The following is a 25,497-nucleotide window of genomic DNA, read 5'->3' on the forward strand; positions in this document are numbered from 1 at the left end:
TTGAAAAAATAAGAATTCATGCGTATTTATTTAAAATTAAAAAACAGAGGTTACGACATAATGTCATAATCTCTGAAAATGCTTTTTCATCTATTAATTAGTGAATAAACGTCAAACCAGAAGCTGAGATTGTACGAGTGTGGTATGCCATACCAGCATAATTACCTTCTGAAATTGAAACTGAGTTACCATTAACTGCATCAACAACAGCAACGTGACCTAATGCACCAGCACCTAGCTCACCTGGGGCAAATACAACAACAGAACCTACTGCAGGTTGTCCATTAACAACACGACCAGCAGCAGCAGCAGATGAAGCCCATCCTGATGCATTTCCCCAGTTGTTACCAACCCATGATAGCGCATTCTTTACAAACCATGTACATTGACCAGCTGGATAAGAGTTACCTGCTGTATTATATGTTGGTGCTGCCACCTTTTCTGGTGCTACAGCTTGCGTTGTCATTACTGTTTTTTCTGCAACTGGTTGTGTTGCTTGTGGTGTCTCTACAGCTTGTGTTTGAGGTGTAGCCTGAGCTACTGGTTTTTGAACTTCAGCTGATTGTGATGTCATAGCCTTATCAGCACCATCAACGTCCAACTTCAAAACTTCACCAACACTAATCATGTGAATATCTGACACACCATTGGCAGCCGCAATATCATCAACTGATTCACCAGTTGCTTCTGAAATTGTTGAAAGTGTATCACCTGATTGTACTTGGTATTCTTTACCAGCTGTTAACAAAACTGACTTAACATCCTCAACAGTCTTAGCACGCCAAGAAGTGTGGCTATCACCATTATCTTTTGTGTCATCTGCTGACACAGTTGATGTTTGTGTCATTGGTAAAATAGCTGCGGCAGCTACAGTAGCAGCTGCTACCAGCCAGTTTTTGTTTGAACGTTGTGCATTTAAAGTCATTATTTATTCCCCTTGAATGTAATTACTCTCTGAAAGATACAAGAATTATATCAATTGGATTTAACATACAAGTTACATTGGTATAACAATTTTTAATAAAAACTTAGGATTTATGATGCGAATTCTTAATTAATCACTTAAAACACACTATAAAACGCATTATTCGTTTAATTTACCTAATATCATTAAAAACAAAAAAATAATTTGTAACATATTGTTACAAATTATTTTTGTTTTTTAATTAAACTTGTGCTTGGAGCGCTAATGAAGCAGCACCATATGCACCTGCATCATTCCCCAACTCAGCCAGCTTTACTTCAGTAACATCACGAGTCATTTTGAAAGCAAAGTCTTGGAAATTTTTCTTAACCTTGTTCAACAAAAAATCACCTGCAGCAGACACACCACCACCAATAACGATTGCTGAAGGATTTAAAATATTGGCAATATTAGCAGTTGCCAATCCTAAGTAAAATGAAACCTTATCAACAACTTCATTAGCTAAGTAATCACCTGTTTGTGCTAAATCAAAGACAATTTTTGATGTGATCTCATCACCATTGGCAACCATTGACTTTAGCTTTGAATCACCAGCGTATGCATCGGCATAATCATGCGCTAAACGAACAATTCCGGTTGCTGATGTATACTGTTCTAAACAACCATAGTTACCACAAGTACATAGGTAACCACCTGGCTCAACAATCATATGACCGATTTCACCTGCAGCACCCTTAGCACCATGAACTAATTTACCGGAATCAACGATTCCACCACCAACACCGGTACCTAATGTCACAAAGACAACTTCCGGTTGATTATTACCAGCACCACGCCATTGTTCACCTAATGCAGCTGCATTAGCATCATTATCAATTGCAACACTAAATCCTAATCCGGCCTCTAAGTCAGCTTTAACAGGTTGTGGTTCTTTCCAATTTAAATTAAAAGCACCCTGTACTGTACCCGTTTTTTCATCGACAGTTCCTGGTGTTCCCATACCCACACCAATAATGCGTTCTTTATCTAATTGGTAAAGATCTAAATGATAATTAATTGAAGTAATAATATCAGGGACAATATGGCTACCTTCATCCATAATGTTTGTCTTGATAGACCACTTTTGTTGGATATCACCTGTAGCCGTCATAATTGCAAACTTAATGGTTGTACCACCTAAATCAATTCCGATTAATTTATCTTTAGCCATAACTTCAAACCTCTTTTTAAAATATTATAAAATAGTCAACGCTTTCTTGACCATTATACCGACAAATAGCCAATTACACAACACAACGTGAAACCGTTTACAAACCATCTCGCTGTTTTTTTTCTTCATTTTCATGCTCGTGTCCTAATACTAATTTAACCTGAGCGTATCGCTTGTTATCTAACAAGCCAGCTTTATATAAATTATCAACTTCAATTGCTGCCAATTCAATATCCCATAAACGATTCCCCAAATGAATGTAAATATCATATTTTTTTAATAGCTGTAAGACGTCTAAAAAAGTTTTCATTTTATCACTCTCTCTTTTACTAACGATTAAAAATTTTCATTAATAATATCACAATGTAAAAAAACCAAACGGTCGTGCCCACTAACCTCTGTTTATTAGTCGCATGCTCCTTTAAAAACATAGGCGTTAATAAAAAGCCTGAAACTAAACCACCTATATGTGCCGTTATAGCAATATTACTACCCCAAAAAACCGGCAATAGTGACAAAATCACAAAAATACTTAAGGTCTTAGCTTGATATAACCAATATCCACCATTGTCCAACAAACCAAGTACAAAAATCATACCAAATAGTCCAAAGATAGCCCCTGATGCACCAGCTGAAATTGTATTAGCTGATCCAAAAGCCATACTGGTCAAGCTACCCGTTAATAGTGCAAGCACATAACTAAGGATAAATTTAATACTACCGACATATTGTTCAAGTAAACGACCTAAATAGTAAAGCGTAATCATGTTTAATACTAAATGCATCAGTGTTACATGCAAAAATCCTGCAGTTAATAACCGCCACCATTCTCCAAATAAAATAACTGCTGGTGTAAATAACGCCCCCATCTTATATAACACTGGTGCCATGATATTTATTTGTTGGCTAATGATGATTTCAACCCCAAAGACAACCACCATAATTGCAACTAAACTTACCGTCACAGGCGCTTGCCGCCACGCATGTTTAAAATTATTCATTATCTATTTCCTCATCTATTACAATGACTTGATCAACCATTTGATCGGTTGTTTCAAGTGGCCAAATTGGTTGACTAAAGACGTTAGCTGTAATTGATACGGCAATTTTTGTCGCAGTAACCTGTGGTAGCCATCGATCATAATAGCCACCACCAAAGCCAACTCGGTGACCATTCTGAGTAAAAGCAATACCCGGTACTAGCACAAAGTCTATTTCACTCGGTGTCACAACTCGGCCATCAACTGGTTCTAACATACCAAACTTATGACGTTCATAGCGGGTATTTTGTGTAATTGTCATAAACACCATTTGTTTATTAGGTAATACTCGTGGTAAAACAACCACCTTACGTTGTAATAATGCGGTTTGTATTAATAAATCCGTTGGTAATTCTTTTGCTTGTGATATTGTCAAAGCAACCACTTGTGCTGATTGCCAAGCTGGTAATGCTGTTACTTTACTAACAATCTGTTGCATAAAATAAGCATATTGTTCATCTGAAAAAACTGCTAAATTTGCTAAAGCTTGTTGGCGTACATTTTGCTTCGTTACCATAGACCCTCCATAAAATAAAAGCACTAAATATCATCTCCATTTTATTGGATGAATCTAGTGCTTTCGTTATAAACTATTTATCAGCTGAGCTTGCGTGTTCAACATCTTTCCAGTAAGCTGCATAAATGGCTTTACCAATTTTTTGGTTAACATTTTCAGTTGCCTGATCAACCCCTGGCACCACAACTGCCAAAGCAACATCAGAATTTGGCACAAATGAAATAAGCGAACTCGTCAATGTTGGTTGGCCATTTGTGAAAGTTTCAGCAGTACCTGTTTTAGCTGACACAGCTGGCTTAATATCCTTTAAGCCAGCACCAGTTGCATAACTAGAACTACTGTGTACAACTTCATTCATACCATCCCAAATTAATTGACGTTGATCTGCATTCCAATTAACCGTTCCCATAATTTCAGTCGGAATTGTGGTTGTCACTTTCTGATTTTTCGAATTATGATTCGTTATTGATTGCACGATATGTGGGCGAACACGATACCCACCATTTGCAATGGTTGCAACATACTGCGCTAATTGCATTGTTGTGTACGTATCGTATTGACCAAAGGATTCATCCAATGCCTTACCAATATCTTCACGCGTTGTCTTACCACGTAATCCCGTGATTTCACCTGGCAAGTCAATTCCCGTTTTAACACCTAACCCAAAACGTGAAAAGCCATCACGCATTGTTTGGAAGACACTTGTTGGTAATGAAGCTAATGACATGCCATCATAATAGTTTAAACCACCTAGTTTCAACATTACCTGCATCACATACGTATTAGATGACATCATTAGTGCTTTATCTGCTGTTAATGGCATATTACCACTACCATTTTGATTCCACCATGATGTTTTAGGTGATGTACCAGCAACTTTAATTGGCTGATCGGTCAAAACATTATTTTGTGGTGTAATGACATTGTTCATAAAACCAGTTGTAATCGTTGCCGGCTTAACAACTGATCCGACAACGTTTGCTTGATTAACTGTTGATAAAGCATCCGAAGTTAACGCACCGGTCGTTGCATCACGGTTAATTCCTGAAGAAGCATAAACACCACCTGTTTTGGGATTTAATACAACTGCATAAGCGCCAGTTGTATTGCCACCAGGGATATTATCCCGCAGAATTTTTTCAACATCATCTTGGAATTTATTATTAATGGTTAGATTTAAGTCACCACCAACTTGACCAGCATAAATCTTGTCTTCGGTTGTTTGACCATCCTTATTTGTCGTGACTTTAACGCGCCCCTTTGAGCCCTTCAAAGTATCTTCGTATTGCTTTTCTAGGTAGGACGTTCCAACAATATCATCACGCGCATAACCCTTCGCTAATAATTCATTGACTGAATCTGAAGGCAATCCACTCTTAGAAGTTGACGTTGCACCAATTAATGATTTAATGTCTTGCCCACCTGGATAATCACGTGTGTAATAAATACCAACACGCACACCAGGCATCTTTGATTGCCGTTCCCCAATATTAGCTATTTCCTCTTGAGAAACATCGTTTTCCTTCAAATAGACCGTTGAAAGTGAATATGCATTAGCCATTTTTTGGAAAATTTTCGCCTTATTAAGCTGGGCATCGTTCAATGAGAATTGTGATTTATGTTTTTCAATATAATCTGTTAAATCGTCAACATATTGATCGGTCCCAGGTGCTGCTGTGGTACCTGAAGCCGCCACAACTTTGGCCGCCCGTTTAGGCGACTGGATATAATACATCGCAAAATTTGCTGTAGATATTTGTTGGTCATCGTTTAACTTTAAATATGATCCAACTTGATTGGCAATATCATACATCCCTTTATTTGTAATGGTACGCGGTTTTGTATAGGTAATCGCCTGTGAACCTTTATTTGTAACGAGTACCTTACCTGTACTGTCATAAATCAAGCCACGTTGTACATTTATTTTTTCAATACTAGATTCAGAACTGGTAACCTCTGTTTTATATTTAGCACTATCTGTGATTTGTAAATTCACCAAGCGCCAACCTAATGCCACTAGCATCAAAATCACAATACCCATCAAAACATTCAATCGAACCGGGATTCGTGACATTGAGCCTTTTTTAATCTTTAGCCGGCCACTACGGCGTTTAGGAGATCGCATAATCTAAACCCTTTCCTTCATACTCTAATCTACTTATTGTAGCATAAAAAAAGACAATCATACCTTAACCAAATATGTAGATAATAAATTTTTCTCACGACATTATTATAAATCGTAGTCGAGCCGTTGTCATTTTTATGTTTTAATAGAGGTAATTGAAATTATTTTGGAGAACAATGTTATGTCTAAAACCTTTAATCCCCTTAAATGGCGATCTTCAACTAAAGCTTTATGGATTAGTTTCCTATTACCTGCGTTAATCATGTTAATTTACTTTGCTTGTCGCCACATGGCACCATTTGGTCCAAGTTCTATTTTAACTGTTGATTTGGGACAACAATATATTGATTTTTATGCTGGTTTTCGTCAAACTATCCTTCACGATCCTTTGCGGATTTTCTATGATTTTGCGAAAGGTCTTGGTGGTGAAACATATGGTGATTGGGCTTACTACTTGCTAAGTCCGACCAACTTTTTATTATTACCTTTTTCAAATGTGCATTTACCGGCCGCCATTTTATTCTTAACTGTTTTAAAATATGGCTTAGCCGGCTGGAGTTTTGCGTTTGCTTTACGCAAAGCACATTGGCAAACGGGTTGGCGTTTACCTTGGTTTGCCATCACCTATGCGATGATGGGTTGGTTTGTCGCTAATGACTTAAATATTCTTTGGTTAGATGCTGCTATTTTATTGCCCTTAATCGTTGTTGGGTTAGAATACTATCTCACCCATCAAAAAGCCTGGGCCTTTATATTGGCATTAACTGTCATTATTATCGTTAACTATTATATGGCTTATATGATTGGCATTTTCCTAATCCTCTATTTCATTTGGCGCTTAACTTGGCAGGCATACTCCCTTAAAGAGCGCCTCATCATGACCCGCCGTTTTATTACTGGTGGCCTCACTAGTATTGGATTGGCAATAATTGTTTGGTTACCCACTGCCTTTACGTTGATGAATAGTAAAGGACAACATATGCTTGATAATCTGAATTGGAAGTTTGATTATCAGCCAGCTGACATCCTGGGTAAACTATTTTTAGGGACTTTCAATTTTGATCAAATGCCGACGGGATTACCAAATATTTTTATTGGTAGTCTCCCAATTATTATCTTGTGGTTTTTCTTTACTTATAAATATATTCGGTGGCAGACGCGACTCACCGCATTTGTGATTACGACTATCTTAGTTGTTTCTATGATGTATGCGCCTTTAAATTTATTGTGGCATGGATTCCAATTTCCAGTTTGGTATCCTTATCGTTTTTCATACGTCTTTAGTTTCTGGATTTTATGGTTAGTTGGTTCAATATGGTCACCTGCATTACGGCTTTCTTGGCGCCAATTTTTCTCACTCCTAATTTGTGCTGGTGGCGTCATCTTGTATCTAACCACGCGTTTGGATGCATTAAATTTTTTGACCGATACACAGCTTTATATGGGCAGCGGGTTCTTTTTAGCCTTATTATTATTACATCTCACATCGATGAAAACACGTCTATGGTTACCTCTCGTCACTGTACTTGTTATTGGAGAAATGACATTAAGCACTGTTATGACGCTTAATAATTTTAGTTATTTGACGAATACCGAATACCAAACTTATATTCGTAGTTTAAATCAAATCACCAAAAATTTACCCAAAAGCGATCATGATTTTTATCGTGTTGCTCAGTCGTTCCAGCGAACCAAAGGTGATCCGCTTCAAGGTGGTTATAACGGGGCTTCTACTTTCAGTTCAGCATTAGAACATCAACAAAGTGATATCATGGCCGCCCTTGGTCAACCTGAAGGTGACAATTATATTGCTTACACAAGTGGCACACTATTATCTGACTCATTATTGGGGATGCGTTATCTCTTGCAGCCAACTGGCAATGAGCCTAACGTTAGTGGTACACCAACAAATATGCAAACTTATTCACGTTCAGATACCAACGGTTATTACAAATCAATCAAACAAACTAATCAGACTATCCTATCGCATAATGCGAATGCTTTACCGTTAGGTTTTGCTGCAAGTTCTAATGTACGTAACATTACTTTTAAAGAAAATGATCCACTTCGTAATCAAAATGTTCTTTGGGAAGGATTAAACGGTTACAAACAGCAACCTATTTTTGAAAGTGTAAACTTTTCTAAATCTAGTGCTAATAATGTCATTGCACCGACAACGATCACAGGTGCTTTTTTGAAAAAGCAAAACACTAATGCAAGTGCTAGTTTGTCCTTAACTTATACACCAACGTCAAATAATCCTTATTATCTAACGTTAGGTAATGCGGTTACGAGTGATAATGTCGACATTCAATTAAATGGTCAATCATTACCTGTTGTGCCAAGTCATCGTCATACAATCATCTTGCCGTTGCCTGCTTATACAAAAGGACAACCGCAAGAATTAACGTTCTCGCTTAAGAAAAAAGACGTTTGGTTGCAAAACGTTTCCTTATATCAAGGTCATGCTACGCGACTCACAAAACAAGCAAAACAATTACAACAGCACCCTTATGAAATCACAAAACAATCACCAACTAAAATTATTGGTGATATTACGATTCCAAATAAGGATGATCTCATGATGACAACAATTCCAGCTTCACCTGGTTGGGAAGTCATCGTTGATGGTAAAAAAGTTAAGACGATTACAATCGGTAATTTCTTTATTGGCGTGCCCTTAACAACTGGTCATCATGAAGTGATTTTTAAATTTAAAACACCCTTTTTCAAAATTAGCGCCATTATTTCATTAGGTATGATACTATTGATTACTGGAATAGCATGGTCTGAAAATAAGAAAAGAAAACATTCTTTGTCTTAAAACACCTCAAATCACTTTACACCCGCAATTCTGCGTGGTAATGTAAATCTTGAAACTTTGGGGATAACCATTAGTCTTAATAAAAATTCATTATATTTACAGGAGAACACGTCATGGCTGAAGAAAAAACATTTCCAATGACTCTCGAAGGAAAAGCCAAAATCGAAGAGGAATTAAACACACTTATCACAGAAACGCGTTCTGAAATTACTGGTCGTATTCAATTAGCTCGTAGTTTTGGTGATTTATCAGAAAATTCTGAATATGCGTCTGCAAAGGATGAACAAGCTTTTGTTGAAGGACGTATCAAAACTTTGCAAAATATGTTGGACAATGCTGAAATCATTGATTCATCAGAAATTGCTGTTGATGAAGTTGCTGTCGGTAAAAAGGTTACTTTTAAGGAACTACCTGATGAAGATCCTGAAACTTACAGTATCGTTGGTGCTGTTGAAGCTAATCCTTCAGAGGGTAAAATTTCAAATGAATCACCAATTGCTGCTGCCTTAATTGGTCACAAAGTTGGCGAACGCGTTACCGTTACTTTGCCAAATGGTTTTGACATGGCAGTTGAAATTATTTCAGTTGAAGTGGCTTAATCAACACCTAGTTAAAAAGCTAGCTGCGGATATTATCCGTAGCTAGCTTTTTTCTATTATTTCACTTTTGTTATCACTTGCAAAACTTCTTGCCCATATTTATCAGCTTTTGCTTGACCAATTCCTGATACAGTTAACAATTCTGCCATTGTTGTGGGCTTTTGGCGCGCCAATGCAACCAAAGTACGATCATTAAAGATAATAAATGATGGCACTTCAGTCTTTTTTGATAATGCTAAACGCCACTCACGTAATCGCTTAAACAATTGTTGCTCATCTTCATTTAAGTCTTCTTGTGTTAATGGTGATTCAGCAGTTATGCGGTCATCTGAAACTAGCGTTGCTTCTCGTTGCATAACTTTAATATCGCCGTGCAAAACTTGCAACCCTGTCTTCGACACTGTTAGTCCCCGATACTCACCCGTCACTTGTAAATAACCAGATGCTAGCAAAAAATCAATTAATGCAGCAATTCGTACTCGTGGTATGCCTTGCATTAGTCCAAACGTTGGTAACTTTTCAAAATGTGCCCAGTTAAACTTATCCGGCACCCGTCCTCTCAGCGTTTCAGCTGTCACCATTTTCCCAAAAGCATCTTTATTTTGACGTGAGTTACGCATCCGCACCACATGACTTAACACCTTTTGAGCATTTGTGGTAATATCCGTTACTGCTCGTGTATCTAAACAATTGGTACAATGGCCACAAGGTAGGGTCTCTTCACCAAAATAACGCGTAATATATTGTTGCAAACAAACCGTAGTTGCCCCATAATTGGCCATTTCTTGTAATTTTTTCTTTTGTAATCGTTGATATTCATCAGTTTGATTATCACTATTTTCAATAAAAAATCGTTGCGTTTGTAAATCGGCTGCCGAATACAATAAAATAGCTTCTGATGGCAAGCCATCACGACCAGCACGCCCAATTTCTTGATAATACGCTTCAATTGATCCCGGGATACTATAATGAATGACAAAGCGGACATTTGATTTGTTAATTCCCATTCCAAAGGCATTGGTTGCGACAACAACATTTGCACGATCAAACAAAAAATCATCTTGTGCCGTGGCACGTTCCTCATCCGACATCCCTGCATGGTAACCAACAACTGATAACCCTTGTCCCACCAGGTCCTCTGTAATACTTGTTACCAGTTTCCGTGTAGGGACATAAATAATACCTGCATCTTCTGTATGTTTTTTTAAATAGCGATACACATAAGCATCTTTATCACGCTTTTTCAAACCTGTTTCAAGACGAATTGTTAAATTATCACGAACAACACTGGTACGCACACTATGCTCAATTGCCAACCTTTTTTCTAAGTCATCCTGCACACGTTTTGTTGCCGTTGCAGTTAGTGCCATAACGCGCGGTGCTGACATTAAATTATTAATCAGATGCACCGCTTCTAGATAACTAGGCCGAAAATCATGTCCCCATTGCGACAGCACATGTACCTCATCAATGACAACCAAAGAAATATCTAATCGATTTAATAATGCATAAGTACCTTCACTCTTCAACCTCTCTGGTGCTAAATATAATAATTTTGCCTGGCCATTTAATAAATGATTCATTGCATGACGATATGCGTCATCATCTTGTGTTGAATTTAATGTAACGGCATCAATGCCATTAGCAATTAATTCATCAACTTGATTTTTCATTAATGAAATCAGAGGTGATATCACAACTGTTATGCCCGGTAACATTAATGCTGGAATTTGATAAGTCAGTGATTTCCCACCACCTGTAGGCATAATACCTAAGGTGCGTTCACCTGCCAACACAGCATCAATGATCTCTTCCTGCCCTTCACGAAAGGCATCATAACCAAAAGTTTGTTGCAATGTTTCTAGTGCTGATTGCATATTTCCTCCATATACTTATTCAGTAAAAATGAATTCAAAGAATTTTACCATCAAATTTACATTTTAAAAGCAGCAAGCTACCGATATCATAATTGGCACCTTGCTGCTTATTTTGACTTGACGATTAACTGCTCGATTAGCCGCAATTACTTTAGTTATTATCGGCATTACCAACGGCATCATTGGTATCTTGTACATCATCAGTCTTGCCCAAATGCTCATCATAATTAGCAGAATAATAAACCTTACCCGTCTTTAAATTAGCAACGAAGTAAAGATAGTGCTTATCACGATCAATTGGGTTCAAAACAGCATCAATAGCTTCTAATGATGGGTTATTAAATGGCCCTGGTCCAAATCCTGAATAACGATACAAATTGTAAGGGTTCTTACTTTGTACATCCTTATTAGTCAAGTTTGTTTTCTTTGTCTTCATCGCATATTTTGTTGCGACATCAGATTGTAATGGCATCTTATCATCAATACGATTCAAAAAGACACCTGCAATTGTTTGACGACTTGTTTGATCAACACCTTCACGTTCAACAAGCGAAGCAACAGTTAACATTTCGTGAACTGTCAAACCAGAGTCTTTAATGCTCTTAAAACGGTCCTTTAACTGAATGTAAGATTGCGCAACCATTTGGTTCACTAACTCGCGAACGTTGTTAGCATCTTTCCAATTATAAGTGGCTGGGTATAGATATCCTTCTAGATGATAACGAATGTCTTTGGCTTGTGCACTTGAAGCTTCTGAATCTAATAAACCAGGATAAGCATCCTTTAAACGGTTAAAGAAGGCTTTGTCATTCACCGCCTTTAAAAATTCAGCTTTCGTAAATTTCGTTTTATTGTTAACTTCAGTTGCAATGTCATCAATCGTTTCACCCTCACGTACGGTAACGGTCTCTTGATTATTTAATGGCGACGAAGCACCACCACTTTGCAAAGTTTTAACAATTTCAGCAACTGTGTCAGATGGTGCAAATAGGTAATAACCTGACTTTAAATTAGAAATATTATTAGCAGACACATAATGTGTAAAAGCACTCTTTGAGCGCAATAACTTGGCCTTATCTAATTTATCTGCAATTTCGTCTGTATCGGCACCCGCTTTAATTTTAACTTGCTTACTCTTCTTATCCTGTGTATTTAATGCAGAATAATCACGGCTATCTTGATAATGGATCACAAAACTCACGCCACCAACAATAATTGCTAATAGAATGGTAATAATCACGATAACTCGGCTAGTACCACGACGGCTACGCTTTTTACGTCGCCTGTGATTACCGTTATTCATAATAATTTCTCCTAAATATATCTTTTTTACCAATAATGACGACAACAAAAATAGTCGCCATTACGATAATTATATCAGTAATAGTGACTATTTAAAAAGCGCTTAATTATATCTTAACGTATTTCGGCACCAAACTGCTCAGCTAAAGCACTAGCAATGTGGTCAACTTTTTGACTTGTTTCATCATCAAGCATCGTTTGCTCTGCATTCACAAAAGTTAATCCAACAGCAATTGACTTCATGTCACTTGGCATATTTTCACCAGTATAAACATCAAAAATGACAATATCATGCAAGTGCTTACCACCAGCTTGTTTAATAGCCAATTCAATTTGTGCCGCTGGTATATCGCGATTAACCAAAATGGCCAAATCACGTGAAACTGCTGGGTAACGTGAAATAGCTTCATAACGACCAGTGACTTTAGGCAAATCAATAATCGCTGACAAATCTAATTCAAAGGCAAAAGTTTCATTGATACGATACTCTTTTGCTGTTAATGGATGAATCTGACCAACAAAGCCAATCAATACATTACCAACATAGATATCTGCGGTGCGTCCTGGATGCATATCCTCACGCACTGTATTAACAACAAAAGCAACATCATCAGCAAAGCCATAATTTGTTAACAATTGTTCCACGATACCTTTAATTGTATAGAAGTCAGCTGCTTGTGCTCGTTCTGCCCAAGTACGGTTTGTCACATTGCCTGTGATAACACCAGCTAAATGTTCAATTTCTTTTGGTTGCTTTGTTAAATCACCATCTGAAACAAAAACACGTCCTTGCTCATACAAGGCAACATCCGTTTGCCTACGTGCTTTATTATAAGCAACGTCATCTAACAAACTAGTCAATAAACTACTACGCGTTTGTTGACGGTCTTGTGACATTGGATAATCCAATTGCACTGGTTGACCATCGTGTAACGCAAAACGATTTGCCTTTTGTGGTGTTGTCAATACATATGAAATGGCTTGGTTAAGCCCTAGACCTTCCAAAGTATGACGGCTAGCACGTACCAAACGTTGTTGTGCAGTCAACTTACCAGGAGTTGTTTCACCCGTTGGTAAGGTAGTTGGTAAATTATCATAACCATACAAACGAGCAATTTCCTCGATCAAATCAGCTGCAATCGTTATGTCCCAACGACGGGCTGGTATGGTTACTGAAAAGATACCATCATTGACTTCATAATCAAAGAATAAACGGTCAAAGATGGCTGCAATTTCATCACTGGTAATTGTTGTTCCCAACACATGGTTAACATAGTCCACACTGACGCTAACAACTGGTGCCTTGTAAGCAAAATCTTGCGCAACAACACGACCAGCTGTTACTTGTCCACCAGCTAGTTCAGCCACTAAAGCAGCTGCATGATCCAAAGCGATAAAGGTATCTTCGACATTTACACCGCGCTCAAAGCGCATTGACGCCTCTGAGTGCAAGTTTTGGTCACGTGCTGTGTGGCGAATTGACTTAGGATTAAAAATAGCCCCTTCCAAAACAATGTCTGTCGTTTTTCCTGTTACTTCAGTAGATTCACCACCCATAACACCAGCAAACATTAAGGCCTCATCCCCTGATGCAATCACAATATCTTCAGCTGACGCTTCTCGCTCAACACCATCCAAAGTTTTAATTTGCTCTTGATCGTGGGCATGACGTACATGCACTTCTGATGATGGTAGCGCATTTAAGTCAAAGGCATGCATTGGTTGACCATACATCAACAACATGTAATTTGTGATATCAACAATATTTGAAATTGGACGAATCCCCATCGTCCACAAACGACGTTGCAACCATAATGGTGAATCCTTAACCTCAACATTCTTAACAACGCGGACAGCATACTTTGAAGCTAGTTCTGTTGGTGCTGTTGCGCTGATAACATCACTAGTTTTTTCATCAACTTCATGCAAGTCAAACGTTGGTAATGTTGGCTCCTCAGATAAAATAGCAGCCACTTCAAAAGCGGTCCCATTCATTGAAAATAGATCTGCACGATTTGGCGTAATCCCAGTTTCCAAAATGTCATCATCAAGGCCCAAAACCTTTAAAGCATCTTCACCGGGTTGTAATTGTGCTGCATCAACATCATTAAATACCCAGATACCATTTTCAAAATCTTTTGGTGCAATCTTATCATCAAAACCAATTTCTTGTAGTGCTGCTAACATACCGTTAGATTGTTCACCACGTAGCTTACCTTTACGAATTTTTTTATTGTCACCAATAACAGATCCGTGTTTAGCTAATACAACCATTTGACCTTCAGCAACATTAGGTGCCCCCGTTACAACTTGAATTGGCTCATCTTCACCAGCATCAAGTTGGGTAATTACCATATGATCTGAATCAGGATGTGGCACTACAGACAAGACTTTAGCAATCACAACTTTTTTCATGTTGCCTTTTGGTTGGTATAACCCTTCCACTTCTACAGCCGTACGAGAAATTTTTTCTGATAATTGCGCTGCTGGCAATTCAATTGGCAAATAATCGCGTAACCAATTTACTGAAACTTTCATTTTGTCTTATCCTTTCTGATCAAATTGGGTTAAGAAACGTACATCATTTAAGTAGAAGTTACGAATATCCTCAACGCCATACTTAAGCATTGCAAAACGATCAGGCCCCAAGCCAAAGGCAAAACCGCCATAGACTTCAGGGTCAATGCCTGATTTACGCAATACATTTGGGTGCACCATACCGGCCCCTAATACTTCAATCCATTCAATATCTTCCGGATTCATATCAGGTGTGACTGCGTTCCATGAAATATCAACCTCAACTGATGGTTCCGTAAATGGGAAGTATGAAGGCCTTAGTCGAATATCATGGGCTTCACCGAATAAATTATGCGCAACTGCTAGCAAAACACCCTTTAAATCACCCATTGTAATGTGCTTATCAATAACTAACCCTTCCATTTGATGGAATTGATGTGAATGAGTCGCATCATCAGTGTCACGACGGTATACCCGACCTGGTGAAACCATCTTTAATGGGCCTTTGCTAAAATCATGGGCTTCCATAGTCCGGGCTTGTACGGGTGACGTTTGCGTACGCATCAAAATATCAGGTGTGATATAAAAGGTATCTTGCATATCACGAGCAGGGTGATCCTTTGGTAAATTCATACGTTCAAAATTATATTGATCTTCTTCAACTTCAGGTCCTTCAATAACTTGAAAACCCATTCCCATAAATTGATCTTCAAGATTTTCAATAATTTGTTGTAGCACATGCGGCTGTCCTTGTTTAACAGCACGACCTGGTAATGTCACATCAATCGTTTCTGCTGCCAATTGTGCATCCAAGGCAATTGCTTCCAAATGCTCTTGGCGTTCTGCAATAGCTACTGTTAGTGCATCACGAACTTCATTAGCAAGTGCCCCAACAACTGGACGCTCTTGTGGTGTTAAATTCTTCATACCGCGTAACACTTCAGTTAGCGGACCTTTTTTCCCTAACCAGTGCACACGAACTTGATTTAATGTCTTAACATCTGCTGAATCATTAATTTGACCTAATGCTTCATCACGTAGTGTCGTGAGCTCATCTTGTAAACTCATATTCATTCTCCTTATACTTATAAACTATTATAAATAAAAAGCCCCTTCGATATTACTATCGAAGGGACGCTCATTAACGTGGTACCACCCAATTTTAGTAGTCAAAAGACTACCCTCGGTTATCTATTAACGGTGATAAACCGCATCAATGTTTAACTGATGAACTCCTGACTGAAATTCTATGTTTCCAAAGGCAGGCTTTCACCAACTCCTGCTCGCTAATCCATTGAAAAACACATACTAGGTCATTCATTGTTTCTTGCTCTATTGTACAAACTTTAACTTGTATTTTCAAGTTTCTATTTATTAATTGTTTGCCACTTATCTGACCATTCATGGATTGCAGCCATCATGTCACGCATTGATTCACCACGTGGTGTCAATGCATATTCAATCAATGCTGAATCAGAATATGTACGACGTTCAATAATGTCAGCGGCTTCTAACTCTTTTAGACGTTCAACCAAAACACGATCTGAACATTTAGAAACAGATTCTGCTAAATCTTTAAAACGTCGTGGGCCATTAACCAATAACGTTTCAATAATCATGCCGTTCCACTTGCGCCCCAAAATTTCAAAAGTTGCGACAAATTTATCACACAATTTATTCTCAGACATATCACCAGCTATTTTTTCAGTTGCTACTGTCATATGTTTTTCTCCTTCATTAACTAAATTTCTTTTATCGTATAACCATTTTATGCTTTACTTACAAAAAATGCACGAAATAACTTTTAGTACATTACTTTTATTATAACGTTATAAGCAGCACAACGAAAGCTAAAGTTGACATAAGGTGTATACTTATTTATGACATTTTTTAGGAAAGACAGGTATCAGCCTACGTTAACACAAAAATCCAGTCGTATTTTAAATGCGACTTTTATTCAATTATTTATTATTCAAATTCTTAGTATGATGACCTTCTATAGTCTCTTTGTCATTATTGGTCCTTACGCTGTCAACACATACCATGTTAGTACAACGATGGCCGGCCTAATTACTGGTATGACGATTATTGGTACGATGGTAGCGCGTTTTGGAGCTGGAATCATGACTGCCAAATTCAGCGCTAAAAACTTAACCATTATAAGCATGATTATCTTAGTACCTACTTTGTTAGCCTATCAATATCATGGTGGCATTGGTGTTTTGTTACTGATACGGTTTATTCAAGGACTTGCTGTTGGATTAACTGGAACTGTCACAAACACAGCTGTCGTAAATGTTATCCCCACTACTCGTCGTGCTGAAGGAATTGCTTATTTCTCATTAGCAACAATTCTAGGTACTGCTTTTGGTCCGTTCTTTGCTTTACTAATTGAGCAACACGCTTCATATGCCGTACTATTTTGGAGTGAATTTATTATTGGCATTATTGCTTTAATCGCCTCATTTCTAATTGATCCCAAAAAGGTCGTTATTAAAGCAACCCCTACAACCCAAAAATTTAGCTGGCAAACTTTGATTGAACCTAAAGTATTAGGTATTTCTTTAACTCTTGGTTTTGTAACTTTCGGTTATGCTGCGATTCAATCCGAACTTGATTTTTATGCAAGTGATTTGAACCTAACCACATTTGCCTCATATTTCTTTTTGGTTTATGCCTTTGCTGTTTTGATTTCACGACCAGTTGTTGGTCGTTTAATGGATAGTAAAAACGAAAATTATGTTGTTTATCCCGCTTTGATTATTTTAGCCATTGGTCTTGTATTTTTGGCGCTAATGTCAAGTGGTTGGATGATGTTACTGGCTGCCATCTTTATTGGATTTGGATTTGGTAACTTCCAATCGGCTGTTCAGTCAACCACCACCCAAATGGTTCCAGCTGATCGCCTAACGCAAACAACAGCTACTTACTTTATCTGTTACGAATTTTCATTAGGCTTTGGTCCTTCAATCATTGGCTTTATTCAACCAATATTAGGCTATCAAAATCTATTTATCATGATGGCAATTATTGCTGTTATCGGTATCGGACTTTATTACTTTATTCATGGACGTAAAGTTTCAGCTTAATTTTATACAATAAAATACCAGTCGTTATTGATTTATCTCAATAACGACTGGTATTTATTTTTATCTTAAATTAAAGTTCTGCTAATTTAGAAATCAAAATAGCTCCAATAACAACCATAATTGCACCGACAATAATGAAGCCCATTTGACGCTTTGTTTTCTTCTCTTTCAAGATGAAGATAGCCCCAAACGTTCCAACAATAATACCTGTTTGTGATAAGGTCGTTGCTGTTGCTTGACCAACATCTGGGTTACCAGTTGAAATGAACATAAAGACATTTCCAAGTGCCCAAACCAAACCAGTAATTACTTGACGCCAAGTACCTGACTTAAACATATCACCAGTTTCTTTAAAGAAGAAGATGACAATTAAGATAGCTCCCAAAATTTGACCAAGTGATTGGGGTGCCACAATTGCTGTCATGTAGTCCAAACCATTGTTTTGGTTGTGCATGGCATCAGAAATATAGCCCCACTTGTTCAACAAATTAGGAATAACAAAGTAGGCCATGAATCCAAGCGTTGAAACGATTACAGCTGTAACCCCTCCCTTAAAATCACGTTCTGGATTCAAATCTTTTGGTGCATTTGTATCACGTACTGTTGTGAATAAAGCACCAATCGTTACTAATGCAATTGATAAGATTCCAAAGAACCACATCCGACCTGTATGCCATTCACCAAGAACAGCTGCAGCCATTAAAGCATTACCAACAATTTGACCAGAAGTTGATAATGGGTTACCAATTGATACCCCTAACTTCTTAAATCCAATTAATTGACCGACTTGACCAATAGCCCAAACCAATCCTGATAAGAAACCAACAAGCCAAATTCTTGAATTAAAAGCGTAGTCTACCCCAGCATTTGGAATAACAAATGCAAATAATGTCCCAAATCCTAAAATTAGGGCACCAATTGTCATTCCCATAATACCTTGAGCAGCGGTTCCACCAGCTTTGGTGGTTACAATACCAACCGACCCCCAGGCCAGAGCAGGAACTAAAGCGATTAAAATCGACATTTTTCTTTCCTCCACAATCAAAAATATAATCAAAAAATATAAAAATTCTTTCATAAGAGAGAATACAACATTGAAAACGATTGCACAAGTATAAATATTAGATTTTGGCATATGATATCTGCAAAAAAGCGCTGTAAATCAAGCATTATCAGCAGCGTCAGTATTTAAACGCTATCTTTTATCACCGTTATTTAATCCAATTGTTAAATTTATATTTTATAGCCATAAAAAAACGAATTGCATCTAATTTAAGACACAATTCGCTTCGATTTTTGTTAGTTTGTATGAAATAGTCGCTTCATGCGTGCTGAAGCCGGCGAGAAAAATTCAGCTACTGCTAAATAATCATCAACTAAATCAACTAATAAACTCTCACGATAATGTGGTAATTCACTAGTAGCGCCCCACATATGTTTCAAAATGATATCCTTTTCCATTGGTGATAGGTGCGTAATTTTCTCTGCATTACGCAATGCTACTCGTGGATGGATAAATGCATGTGAACCCAACTCAAACTTGGTTTCACGCCAATCATAGAAAAACAAATCGTGTAAGACACCCGCACGAGCAACCGCTGTTGCATTAAGTCCAAAGCGCAATGCTAGTTTATAACTAACATAAGACACCGTAATACAATGTGTTAATCGATCCGAATGGTGATGCTGCGTATAGTTAGCCATTTCTTGTACCTGTGGATGTGATAACAAATCTTTTACGATATCTTTATATACTTTATCTTTTTCCCAGTCTAATACCATAGCGTTCCCCCTCGCATAAGTATAGATTACCTAATCAAACTTTAACGAGCCTTTAATGAGAACATTGCTACTCCAGCAGCAACGGCAACATTCAAAGATTCTGCTTGACCAGTAATTGGAATATAGAGGTTTTGCGTCGTCATACCAGCTAATTCTGGTTGCATCCCCTGTCCTTCATTCCCCATAATCAACGCAAATTGCGTTTGCGCAGGTATCGTAAAGACATCTGCAGCTTGTGGGTCTAACTGTGTACCATAAACATTCATACCGTTTTGCGTAAATGATGCTGTCCATTTTGCCAAATCCCCGGTCGTTGTGACCAAGTGAAATTGTGACCCTTGCATCGCCCGTAACGCTTTAGGTGAGTAGGGATTAACTGATCCTTGACCAAAAACAACACCAGCAAAGCCTGCTGCATCAGCAGTTCTAACCATTGTCCCAACGTTACCAGGGTCTTGAATACCATCTAAGAATAACCAAGCACCATCGTGAATAAACTGTGGTTCACGTGTTGCTGTTGGTAATGAAACCTCTGCAAAGATACCTTGTGGGGTAACCAAGTCAGATAGCTTCTTAGCAATTTCATCGGTAATTTCAAATACAGGTACTCCTAATGGCAATTCCTCCTGATGTTCTGCCAATTGTTCAGCTGTACCCATAAGTGCATGTAATTTACCCTCATGATTAATTGCTTCTTGTACTAAATGCCAACCGTCAAGTAAATATGTTTGACTAGCTTGACGGCCTTTTTTCGTTTGTAGCTTTTGCCATGTTTTAACACGGCTATTTTTTACTGATTTTATAATTTCCATAAACCCATTATACGCTAAAACGAAGCCGATTGCTTATGATATAATTTATTGTGGGTTTTAAATCACATTTTGTTGCTAAAGAAAGAAGGATAACATGCCAGTTTTAGATTTAAATGACACGGCTGCTGTCAAAAAATATGAGTCATTTGTACAAAACTCACCATACGGACAGGTTAATCAAGACCTTGGTTGGGCACAAGTTAAAAATAATTGGGAACCTCGCTATGCTTACGTGACCGATGAAACCGGTCAGATTATTGCTGCCATTTCAATGCTGTTAACGCAAACAAAATTAGGTAAAAAATTCGCCTATGCGGCCAAAGGTCCTGTTATGGATATTACTGACTTAGACTTATTAGATCAATTAATGGTTGAAGCTAAAAAAGCACTTGCTGATGACGATGCTTATGTCCTACGCATGGATCCAGAAGTTGCCTATTCAGACGAATTAAATGCCGCACTGCAGACACATGGTTTTCAAACTCGTAATCGCAATGTTGCCGATGAGGGAATGCACGCGACAATTCAACCCCGCTTAAATATGGTGTTAGATTTAACGACTAAGCCTGATGCAAAAGAAACCTTTGATTTATACCCCTCAAAAACAAAATCGAAGCTAAAGCGACCAATGCGTGATGGTGTAACCGTTCGCTACGGTAGCGATGCGGCTGCACTAGATGCTTTTTATGAGACCTATGTAAACATGGCTAATCGTCATGGTATTACATATCGACCAAAAGATTATTTTGAACGTATGCTAACTACTTTTGGTGGTGAAAATGGTATAATGCGCATCTACATGGCCGAGCGTGAAGGTGAACTACTTTCGACTGGGATTGGGTTTAAATATGGTCGTAAGATTTGGTATATGTATGCCGGATCAAATGATGGTCCTACTTATTACGCACCTTATGCCGTGCAAACAGCCATGATTCAATGGGCATTGGACGCTGGTGTCGCCTTGTATGACATGGGTGGAATTGCCTCACAATCAACAGACGATGGTCTTTATGTCTTTAAACATACTTTTATTAAAGCTGATCCACGTGAATACATTGGCGAAATTGATTTCGTATTGGATGAGAGCGCCTATACAACATTAGTTCGTAAATAAATCGCTTAACCAAAAAAATAGCACATCACCAAATTTATGGTGATGTGCTATTTTTAACATATTTCTAAAAGATTAATACTTAACACTGCCGCTTTTATTCAGGGTTTTGTTCAGCTAATCGCCAACGTAAATACGCATTCATAAAAGGATCTAAATCGCCATCCATCACACCTTGTGGGTTTCCTGATTCAAAATTATCACGATGATCTTTAACCATTCGGTATGGTTGGAAAACATACGAACGAATTTGTGATCCCCAACCATTTTCCAATTGATCACCGGCAATGGCTGCCCGTTCTTGCTCTTTTTTATCCATTTCTAACTGATATAGCTTAGCACGCAACATGGCATATGCCGTATCTTTATTTTGGAACTGCGAGCGTTGTTGTTGTGATGCGACAACAATCCCTGTTGGCATGTGTGTTAAGCGCACTGCTGAAGAAGTTTTATTAATATGCTGACCACCTGCTCCAGAAGCGCGATAAACATCCATCTTGACATCTGCTGGGTTAATATCAATGTCAACTGAATCATCTAATTCCGGCATGACATCAATTGATACGAATGATGTATGTCGTCGACCAGCAGAATCAAATGGTGAAATACGAACAAATCGGTGAACGCCACGTTCTGAACGTAAATAACCATATGCATTATGACCACTAATTTTCAAGGTCACCGAGTCCACTCCCGCCACATCGCCTGGGTGATAATCCATAATATCAACTTTAAAGCCGTGTCGTTCTGCCCAACGTGTATACATACGTTGCAAATTGGCACCCCAGTCAGCTGATTCCGTTCCACCAGAACCAGGATGAATCTCTAGGATGGCATTATTTTTATCATATGGTTCATTTAACAGTTGTGCTAATCGATAAGCTAATAAATCTTCTGTCAACTGATTCAAATCAGCAACCATTTCTTGAGCCATATCTTCATCAAAAGTATCATTCAACAATTCTATTGCCGTCTCAACATTTTCAACACTATCTGTTAATTTTAAATAATCATCTCGCCGTCCTTTTAAGACATTATTTTCATCAATTATTTTTTGTGCTGCAATGTTATCTTGCCAAAAATCTGGCGCAATCATTTTAGCTTCATTAGCCGCAATTTCATCATTTAAAGCATCCAAATCTAGTGATTCACCAAATTTTTCAATTTCTGCGCTCATTTCTGCTAATTTATGTCGTGCTTCAGCAATTTCCATGCCTGCTCCTCCAATCATATTTAAAAATTGAGGTTGAGATAATTATCCCAACCTCAATCAATACATTATTAAATAATATATATTATTTACCGAACATTTTGACGAATTTCCGATTTCATAAATAGACGCGTCACATCATATTCAACGCCTGAAATCATATCATTAAACATTCTAAAGCCTTCATTTTGATATTCAATCAATGGGTTCAATTGTCCATAACCACGCAGTTGTATGGAGTCACGTAGTTGGTTCATAGCTTCCATATGATCAGTCCACTGAGCATCAACAACACGTAGAATCACAACCCGTGTAAATTGCAATAAGCGCTCTTCATCATCCCCAAGATCATGTAACTTTTGGTCGTACATCAACTTGGCACGACGATAAATTTCGTCTGCAATCGCTTGAGGCGTTTTCTTATCTAACAAATCATCAACCGAAATTGAGTCAACTGGTACAATCGTTGATTGTGCAAAATCAACCAATGCTGCTAAGTCCCAATCCTTTGGCTTACCCTTAGTTTGATTTTGAACAACTCGATTAATCGTTCGTTCAACCATTGGCAACAACACATCACGTAATGATTTTTCTTCATCGATCACATGGTTACGATCCCTATAAAAGGCATTACGCTGTTGAGACATCACATCGTCATATTGCAAAACATGTTTACGTGAATCATAGTTATTCCCTTCAACACGTTTTTGTGCTGATTCTACTGACCGTGTAATCAAGCCATTACGAATAACGGCATCTTCATCACCCATATTCATGCTTTCCATCAATGTCTTAATCCGTTCACCACCAAAACGAATCATCAAATCATCTTCTAATGATAAGAAGAATTGTGAATAACCGGCATCACCTTGTCGACCCGCACGACCACGTAATTGATTATCAATTCGCCGTGACTCATGACGTTCTGTACCAATAACAGCCAATCCACCAAGATCAGTAACCCCAGGGCCAAGCTTAATATCGGTTCCACGACCAGCCATGTTCGTTGCAATGGTTACAGCACCACGTTGACCAGCATTCGCAATGATTTCAGCTTCCCGAGCGTGGTTTTTAGCATTCAACACATTATGCGGAATACCTGCATTATCTAACAATTGTGCAAGCAATTCAGATGTTTCAACTGCCACAGTACCAATCAAAATTGGCTGTCCTTTTTTATGTAATTCCGTTACAAGCTGCAATACTGCGTTAAACTTTGACTTCAAGTTTGGATACAACAAATCCGGTTCGTCAACACGTTGAATGGGCTTGTTAGTTGGGATGGTCGTGATTTCCATATTATAAATTTCACGGAATTCGTCAGCTTCAGTTTTAGCTGTACCAGTCATACCAGACAACTTATTATATTGACGGAACAAGTTTTGGTACGTAATTGAAGCCATGGCACGATTATCTTCTTGAATTTGCACTTGTTCTTTCGCTTCAAGCGCTTGGTGAAGACCATCAGAAAAACGACGACCCTCTTGAATACGTCCTGAAAAAGCATCAACCAATACTACTTCTCCATCACGCACAACATAATCTTTGTTGTTAAACATGGTGTAATTTGCACGCAGTGCTTGATCAATGTGGTGAGTCAAAGCTGAATTACCAGGTCCATAAAGGTTATCTAAGTTAAAGTACTTTTCACCTTTGGCAATTCCCTTATCGTTTAGCAAAACAGATTTCGATTCATGATCAACCTTAAAATCCACATCCTCAACTAATGATTTTGCAAATCGATCAGCACGGATGTACAACTGTGTACTAGTTTGAGCAGGTGCACCAGAAATAATCAATGGTGTACGTGCCTCATCAATTAGAATTGAATCAGTTTCATCAACTAGCGCAAAATTCAAGCCACGTTGTACACGGTCTTCCTTACGTGCAACCATGTTATCACGTAAATAATCAAATCCAATTTCTGAATTAGTTGTATAGGTAATATCATCCAAATAAGCTTGGCGCTTTTCGTCAGGGGATAATTCAGTCAAATTAATACCAACAGTTAAGCCTAACCATTTATATAACTGACCCATTTCTTCACCATCTCGTTGTGATAGGTATTCATTAACCGTCACAACATGAACACCTTTTTGAGGCAAAGCATTTAAATAAACGGCCATTGTTGCCGTCAAAGTTTTACCTTCACCAGTTTTCATTTCAGCAATATTACCACCATGCAATACTGTTGATCCCATAATTTGTACCCGGAACGGATACAAACCTAAGACACGCTTTGCTCCCTCACGTACAACTGCAAAGGCTTCTGGTAAAATGTCGTCTAAGGTGCTACCCTTTTTTAATAATTCACGGAAATATGGTGTTTTTGCTTGTAGTTCTTCATCAGATAAAGCTGACATTTCGTCGGCATATGCTTCTACTTTATCGGCCACATGACCCAAACGACGTAATGTTCCTTTATCACTTTCAATAATTTTACGTAATGGATTAGCCATTTATATCTTCCCTCTCATCGGTCATTATTAGCTTTTTACGCTAATTATACTAAGTATCATTCTAACATACTGCTAGGCATATGTAACAGGTATAGTCA

20 protein-coding genes and 1 other annotated feature are annotated in these 25,497 nt (G+C 38.0%); of the genes, 4 read left to right on the forward strand and 16 right to left on the reverse strand.

The features are described from left to right. Nucleotides 1–97: 97 nt before the first annotated feature. The 6 genes from G7Y65_RS00400 to G7Y65_RS00425 all read right to left on the reverse strand — a co-directional run bounded on the left by G7Y65_RS00400 (nt 98) and on the right by G7Y65_RS00425 (nt 5,817). A complete protein-coding gene (locus G7Y65_RS00400; protein ID WP_042491663.1) occupies nt 98–925 on the reverse strand; it encodes a CHAP domain-containing protein in 828 nt (275 codons plus the stop codon). A 241-nt stretch (nt 926–1,166) separates the two neighbouring features. Further along, complete coding sequence (locus G7Y65_RS00405; RefSeq protein WP_137600436.1) at nt 1,167–2,135, reverse strand: ROK family glucokinase; 969 nt, start codon at nt 2,133–2,135, stop codon at nt 1,167–1,169. A 97-nt stretch (nt 2,136–2,232) separates the two neighbouring features. Continuing rightward, nucleotides 2,233–2,445 carry a YqgQ family protein gene (locus tag G7Y65_RS00410; protein ID WP_042491666.1) on the reverse strand — a complete coding sequence of 71 codons (213 nt, stop codon included), beginning with the start codon at nt 2,443–2,445 and terminating at the stop codon, nt 2,233–2,235. A gap of 19 nt (nt 2,446–2,464) precedes the next feature. Next, nucleotides 2,465–3,136 (reverse strand): rhomboid family intramembrane serine protease, encoded by a 672-nt coding sequence (locus tag G7Y65_RS00415; RefSeq protein ID WP_052348359.1) that lies wholly within the window; start codon nt 3,134–3,136, stop codon nt 2,465–2,467. Continuing rightward, nucleotides 3,129–3,692: a 5-formyltetrahydrofolate cyclo-ligase gene (locus tag G7Y65_RS00420; protein WP_042491668.1), complete on the reverse strand. Its 564-nt coding sequence runs from the start codon at nt 3,690–3,692 to the stop codon at nt 3,129–3,131. Before G7Y65_RS00420 ends, G7Y65_RS00415 begins: the two co-directional genes overlap by 8 nt. A gap of 73 nt (nt 3,693–3,765) precedes the next feature. After that, nucleotides 3,766–5,817, reverse strand: coding sequence for a peptidoglycan D,D-transpeptidase FtsI family protein (locus tag G7Y65_RS00425; RefSeq protein ID WP_137600435.1), 2,052 nt, complete (start codon nt 5,815–5,817; stop codon nt 3,766–3,768). 181 nt (nt 5,818–5,998) lie between these two features. Between G7Y65_RS00425 and G7Y65_RS00430 the strand changes: the two genes are divergently transcribed. Together G7Y65_RS00430 and greA are read left to right on the forward strand one after the other, a co-directional pair. Then, the gene (locus G7Y65_RS00430; RefSeq protein ID WP_165314471.1) at nt 5,999–8,641 is read left to right on the forward strand and encodes a YfhO family protein; all 2,643 of its coding nucleotides are present in this window, start codon (nt 5,999–6,001) and stop codon (nt 8,639–8,641) included. A gap of 113 nt (nt 8,642–8,754) precedes the next feature. Next, nucleotides 8,755–9,240, forward strand: a complete 486-nt coding sequence (gene greA / locus G7Y65_RS00435) for a transcription elongation factor GreA (protein ID WP_042491672.1) — start codon at nt 8,755–8,757, stop codon at nt 9,238–9,240. 56 nt (nt 9,241–9,296) lie between these two features. Here greA and recQ read toward each other — a convergent pair whose 3' ends face one another. From recQ to G7Y65_RS00460, 5 genes are all read right to left on the reverse strand, one after another. Further along, the gene (recQ, locus tag G7Y65_RS00440; RefSeq protein ID WP_042491673.1) at nt 9,297–11,117 is read right to left on the reverse strand and encodes a DNA helicase RecQ; all 1,821 of its coding nucleotides are present in this window, start codon (nt 11,115–11,117) and stop codon (nt 9,297–9,299) included. A gap of 151 nt (nt 11,118–11,268) precedes the next feature. After that, nucleotides 11,269–12,420 (reverse strand): endolytic transglycosylase MltG, encoded by a 1,152-nt coding sequence (mltG, locus tag G7Y65_RS00445; RefSeq protein ID WP_165314472.1) that lies wholly within the window; start codon nt 12,418–12,420, stop codon nt 11,269–11,271. A 113-nt stretch (nt 12,421–12,533) separates the two neighbouring features. Next, entirely contained in the window at nt 12,534–14,957 is a 2,424-nt protein-coding gene (gene pheT, locus G7Y65_RS00450; RefSeq protein ID WP_165314473.1) for a phenylalanine--tRNA ligase subunit beta, read from the reverse strand. Nucleotides 14,958–14,963: 6 nt separating this feature from the next. After that, a complete protein-coding gene (gene pheS / locus G7Y65_RS00455; RefSeq protein ID WP_042491678.1) occupies nt 14,964–16,004 on the reverse strand; it encodes a phenylalanine--tRNA ligase subunit alpha in 1,041 nt (346 codons plus the stop codon). Between the two features lie 59 nt (nt 16,005–16,063). Then, nucleotides 16,064–16,266, reverse strand: a binding site (T-box leader). 37 nt (nt 16,267–16,303) lie between these two features. Further along, nucleotides 16,304–16,657 carry a winged helix-turn-helix transcriptional regulator gene (locus tag G7Y65_RS00460; protein ID WP_042491679.1) on the reverse strand — a complete coding sequence of 118 codons (354 nt, stop codon included), beginning with the start codon at nt 16,655–16,657 and terminating at the stop codon, nt 16,304–16,306. A 159-nt stretch (nt 16,658–16,816) separates the two neighbouring features. On the opposite strand from G7Y65_RS00460, the gene G7Y65_RS00465 reads away from it, so the two are divergent. Beyond that, nucleotides 16,817–18,025 carry an MFS transporter gene (locus G7Y65_RS00465; RefSeq protein ID WP_141926900.1) on the forward strand — a complete coding sequence of 403 codons (1,209 nt, stop codon included), beginning with the start codon at nt 16,817–16,819 and terminating at the stop codon, nt 18,023–18,025. 70 nt (nt 18,026–18,095) lie between these two features. Here G7Y65_RS00465 and G7Y65_RS00470 read toward each other — a convergent pair whose 3' ends face one another. The 3 genes from G7Y65_RS00470 to G7Y65_RS00480 form a co-directional block, all read right to left on the reverse strand. Continuing rightward, entirely contained in the window at nt 18,096–19,049 is a 954-nt protein-coding gene (locus tag G7Y65_RS00470) for a GRP family sugar transporter (RefSeq protein WP_042491681.1), read from the reverse strand. Nucleotides 19,050–19,324: 275 nt separating this feature from the next. Beyond that, nucleotides 19,325–19,807 (reverse strand): HD domain-containing protein, encoded by a 483-nt coding sequence (locus G7Y65_RS00475; protein ID WP_042491682.1) that lies wholly within the window; start codon nt 19,805–19,807, stop codon nt 19,325–19,327. Nucleotides 19,808–19,848: 41 nt separating this feature from the next. After that, entirely contained in the window at nt 19,849–20,619 is a 771-nt protein-coding gene (locus G7Y65_RS00480; RefSeq protein ID WP_165314474.1) for a TrmH family RNA methyltransferase, read from the reverse strand. Between the two features lie 94 nt (nt 20,620–20,713). Between G7Y65_RS00480 and femX the strand changes: the two genes are divergently transcribed. After that, complete coding sequence (femX, locus tag G7Y65_RS00485) at nt 20,714–21,733, forward strand: UDP-N-acetylmuramoylpentapeptide-lysine N(6)-alanyltransferase (protein WP_042491686.1); 1,020 nt, start codon at nt 20,714–20,716, stop codon at nt 21,731–21,733. 94 nt (nt 21,734–21,827) lie between these two features. On the opposite strand, the gene prfB is transcribed toward femX, so the two are convergent. Further along, nucleotides 21,828–22,943, reverse strand: coding sequence for a peptide chain release factor 2 (prfB, locus tag G7Y65_RS00490; protein ID WP_042491689.1), 1,116 nt, complete (start codon nt 22,941–22,943; stop codon nt 21,828–21,830). An 86-nt stretch (nt 22,944–23,029) separates the two neighbouring features. Next, nucleotides 23,030–25,399 carry a preprotein translocase subunit SecA gene (gene secA, locus G7Y65_RS00495; RefSeq protein ID WP_042491691.1) on the reverse strand — a complete coding sequence of 790 codons (2,370 nt, stop codon included), beginning with the start codon at nt 25,397–25,399 and terminating at the stop codon, nt 23,030–23,032. Between the last annotated feature and the right edge of the window lie 98 nt (nt 25,400–25,497).

Origin of the sequence: Weissella sagaensis (assembly GCF_010306265.1) — a bacterium.
GTDB classification, from domain to species: Bacteria; Bacillota; Bacilli; order Lactobacillales; family Lactobacillaceae; genus Weissella; species Weissella sagaensis.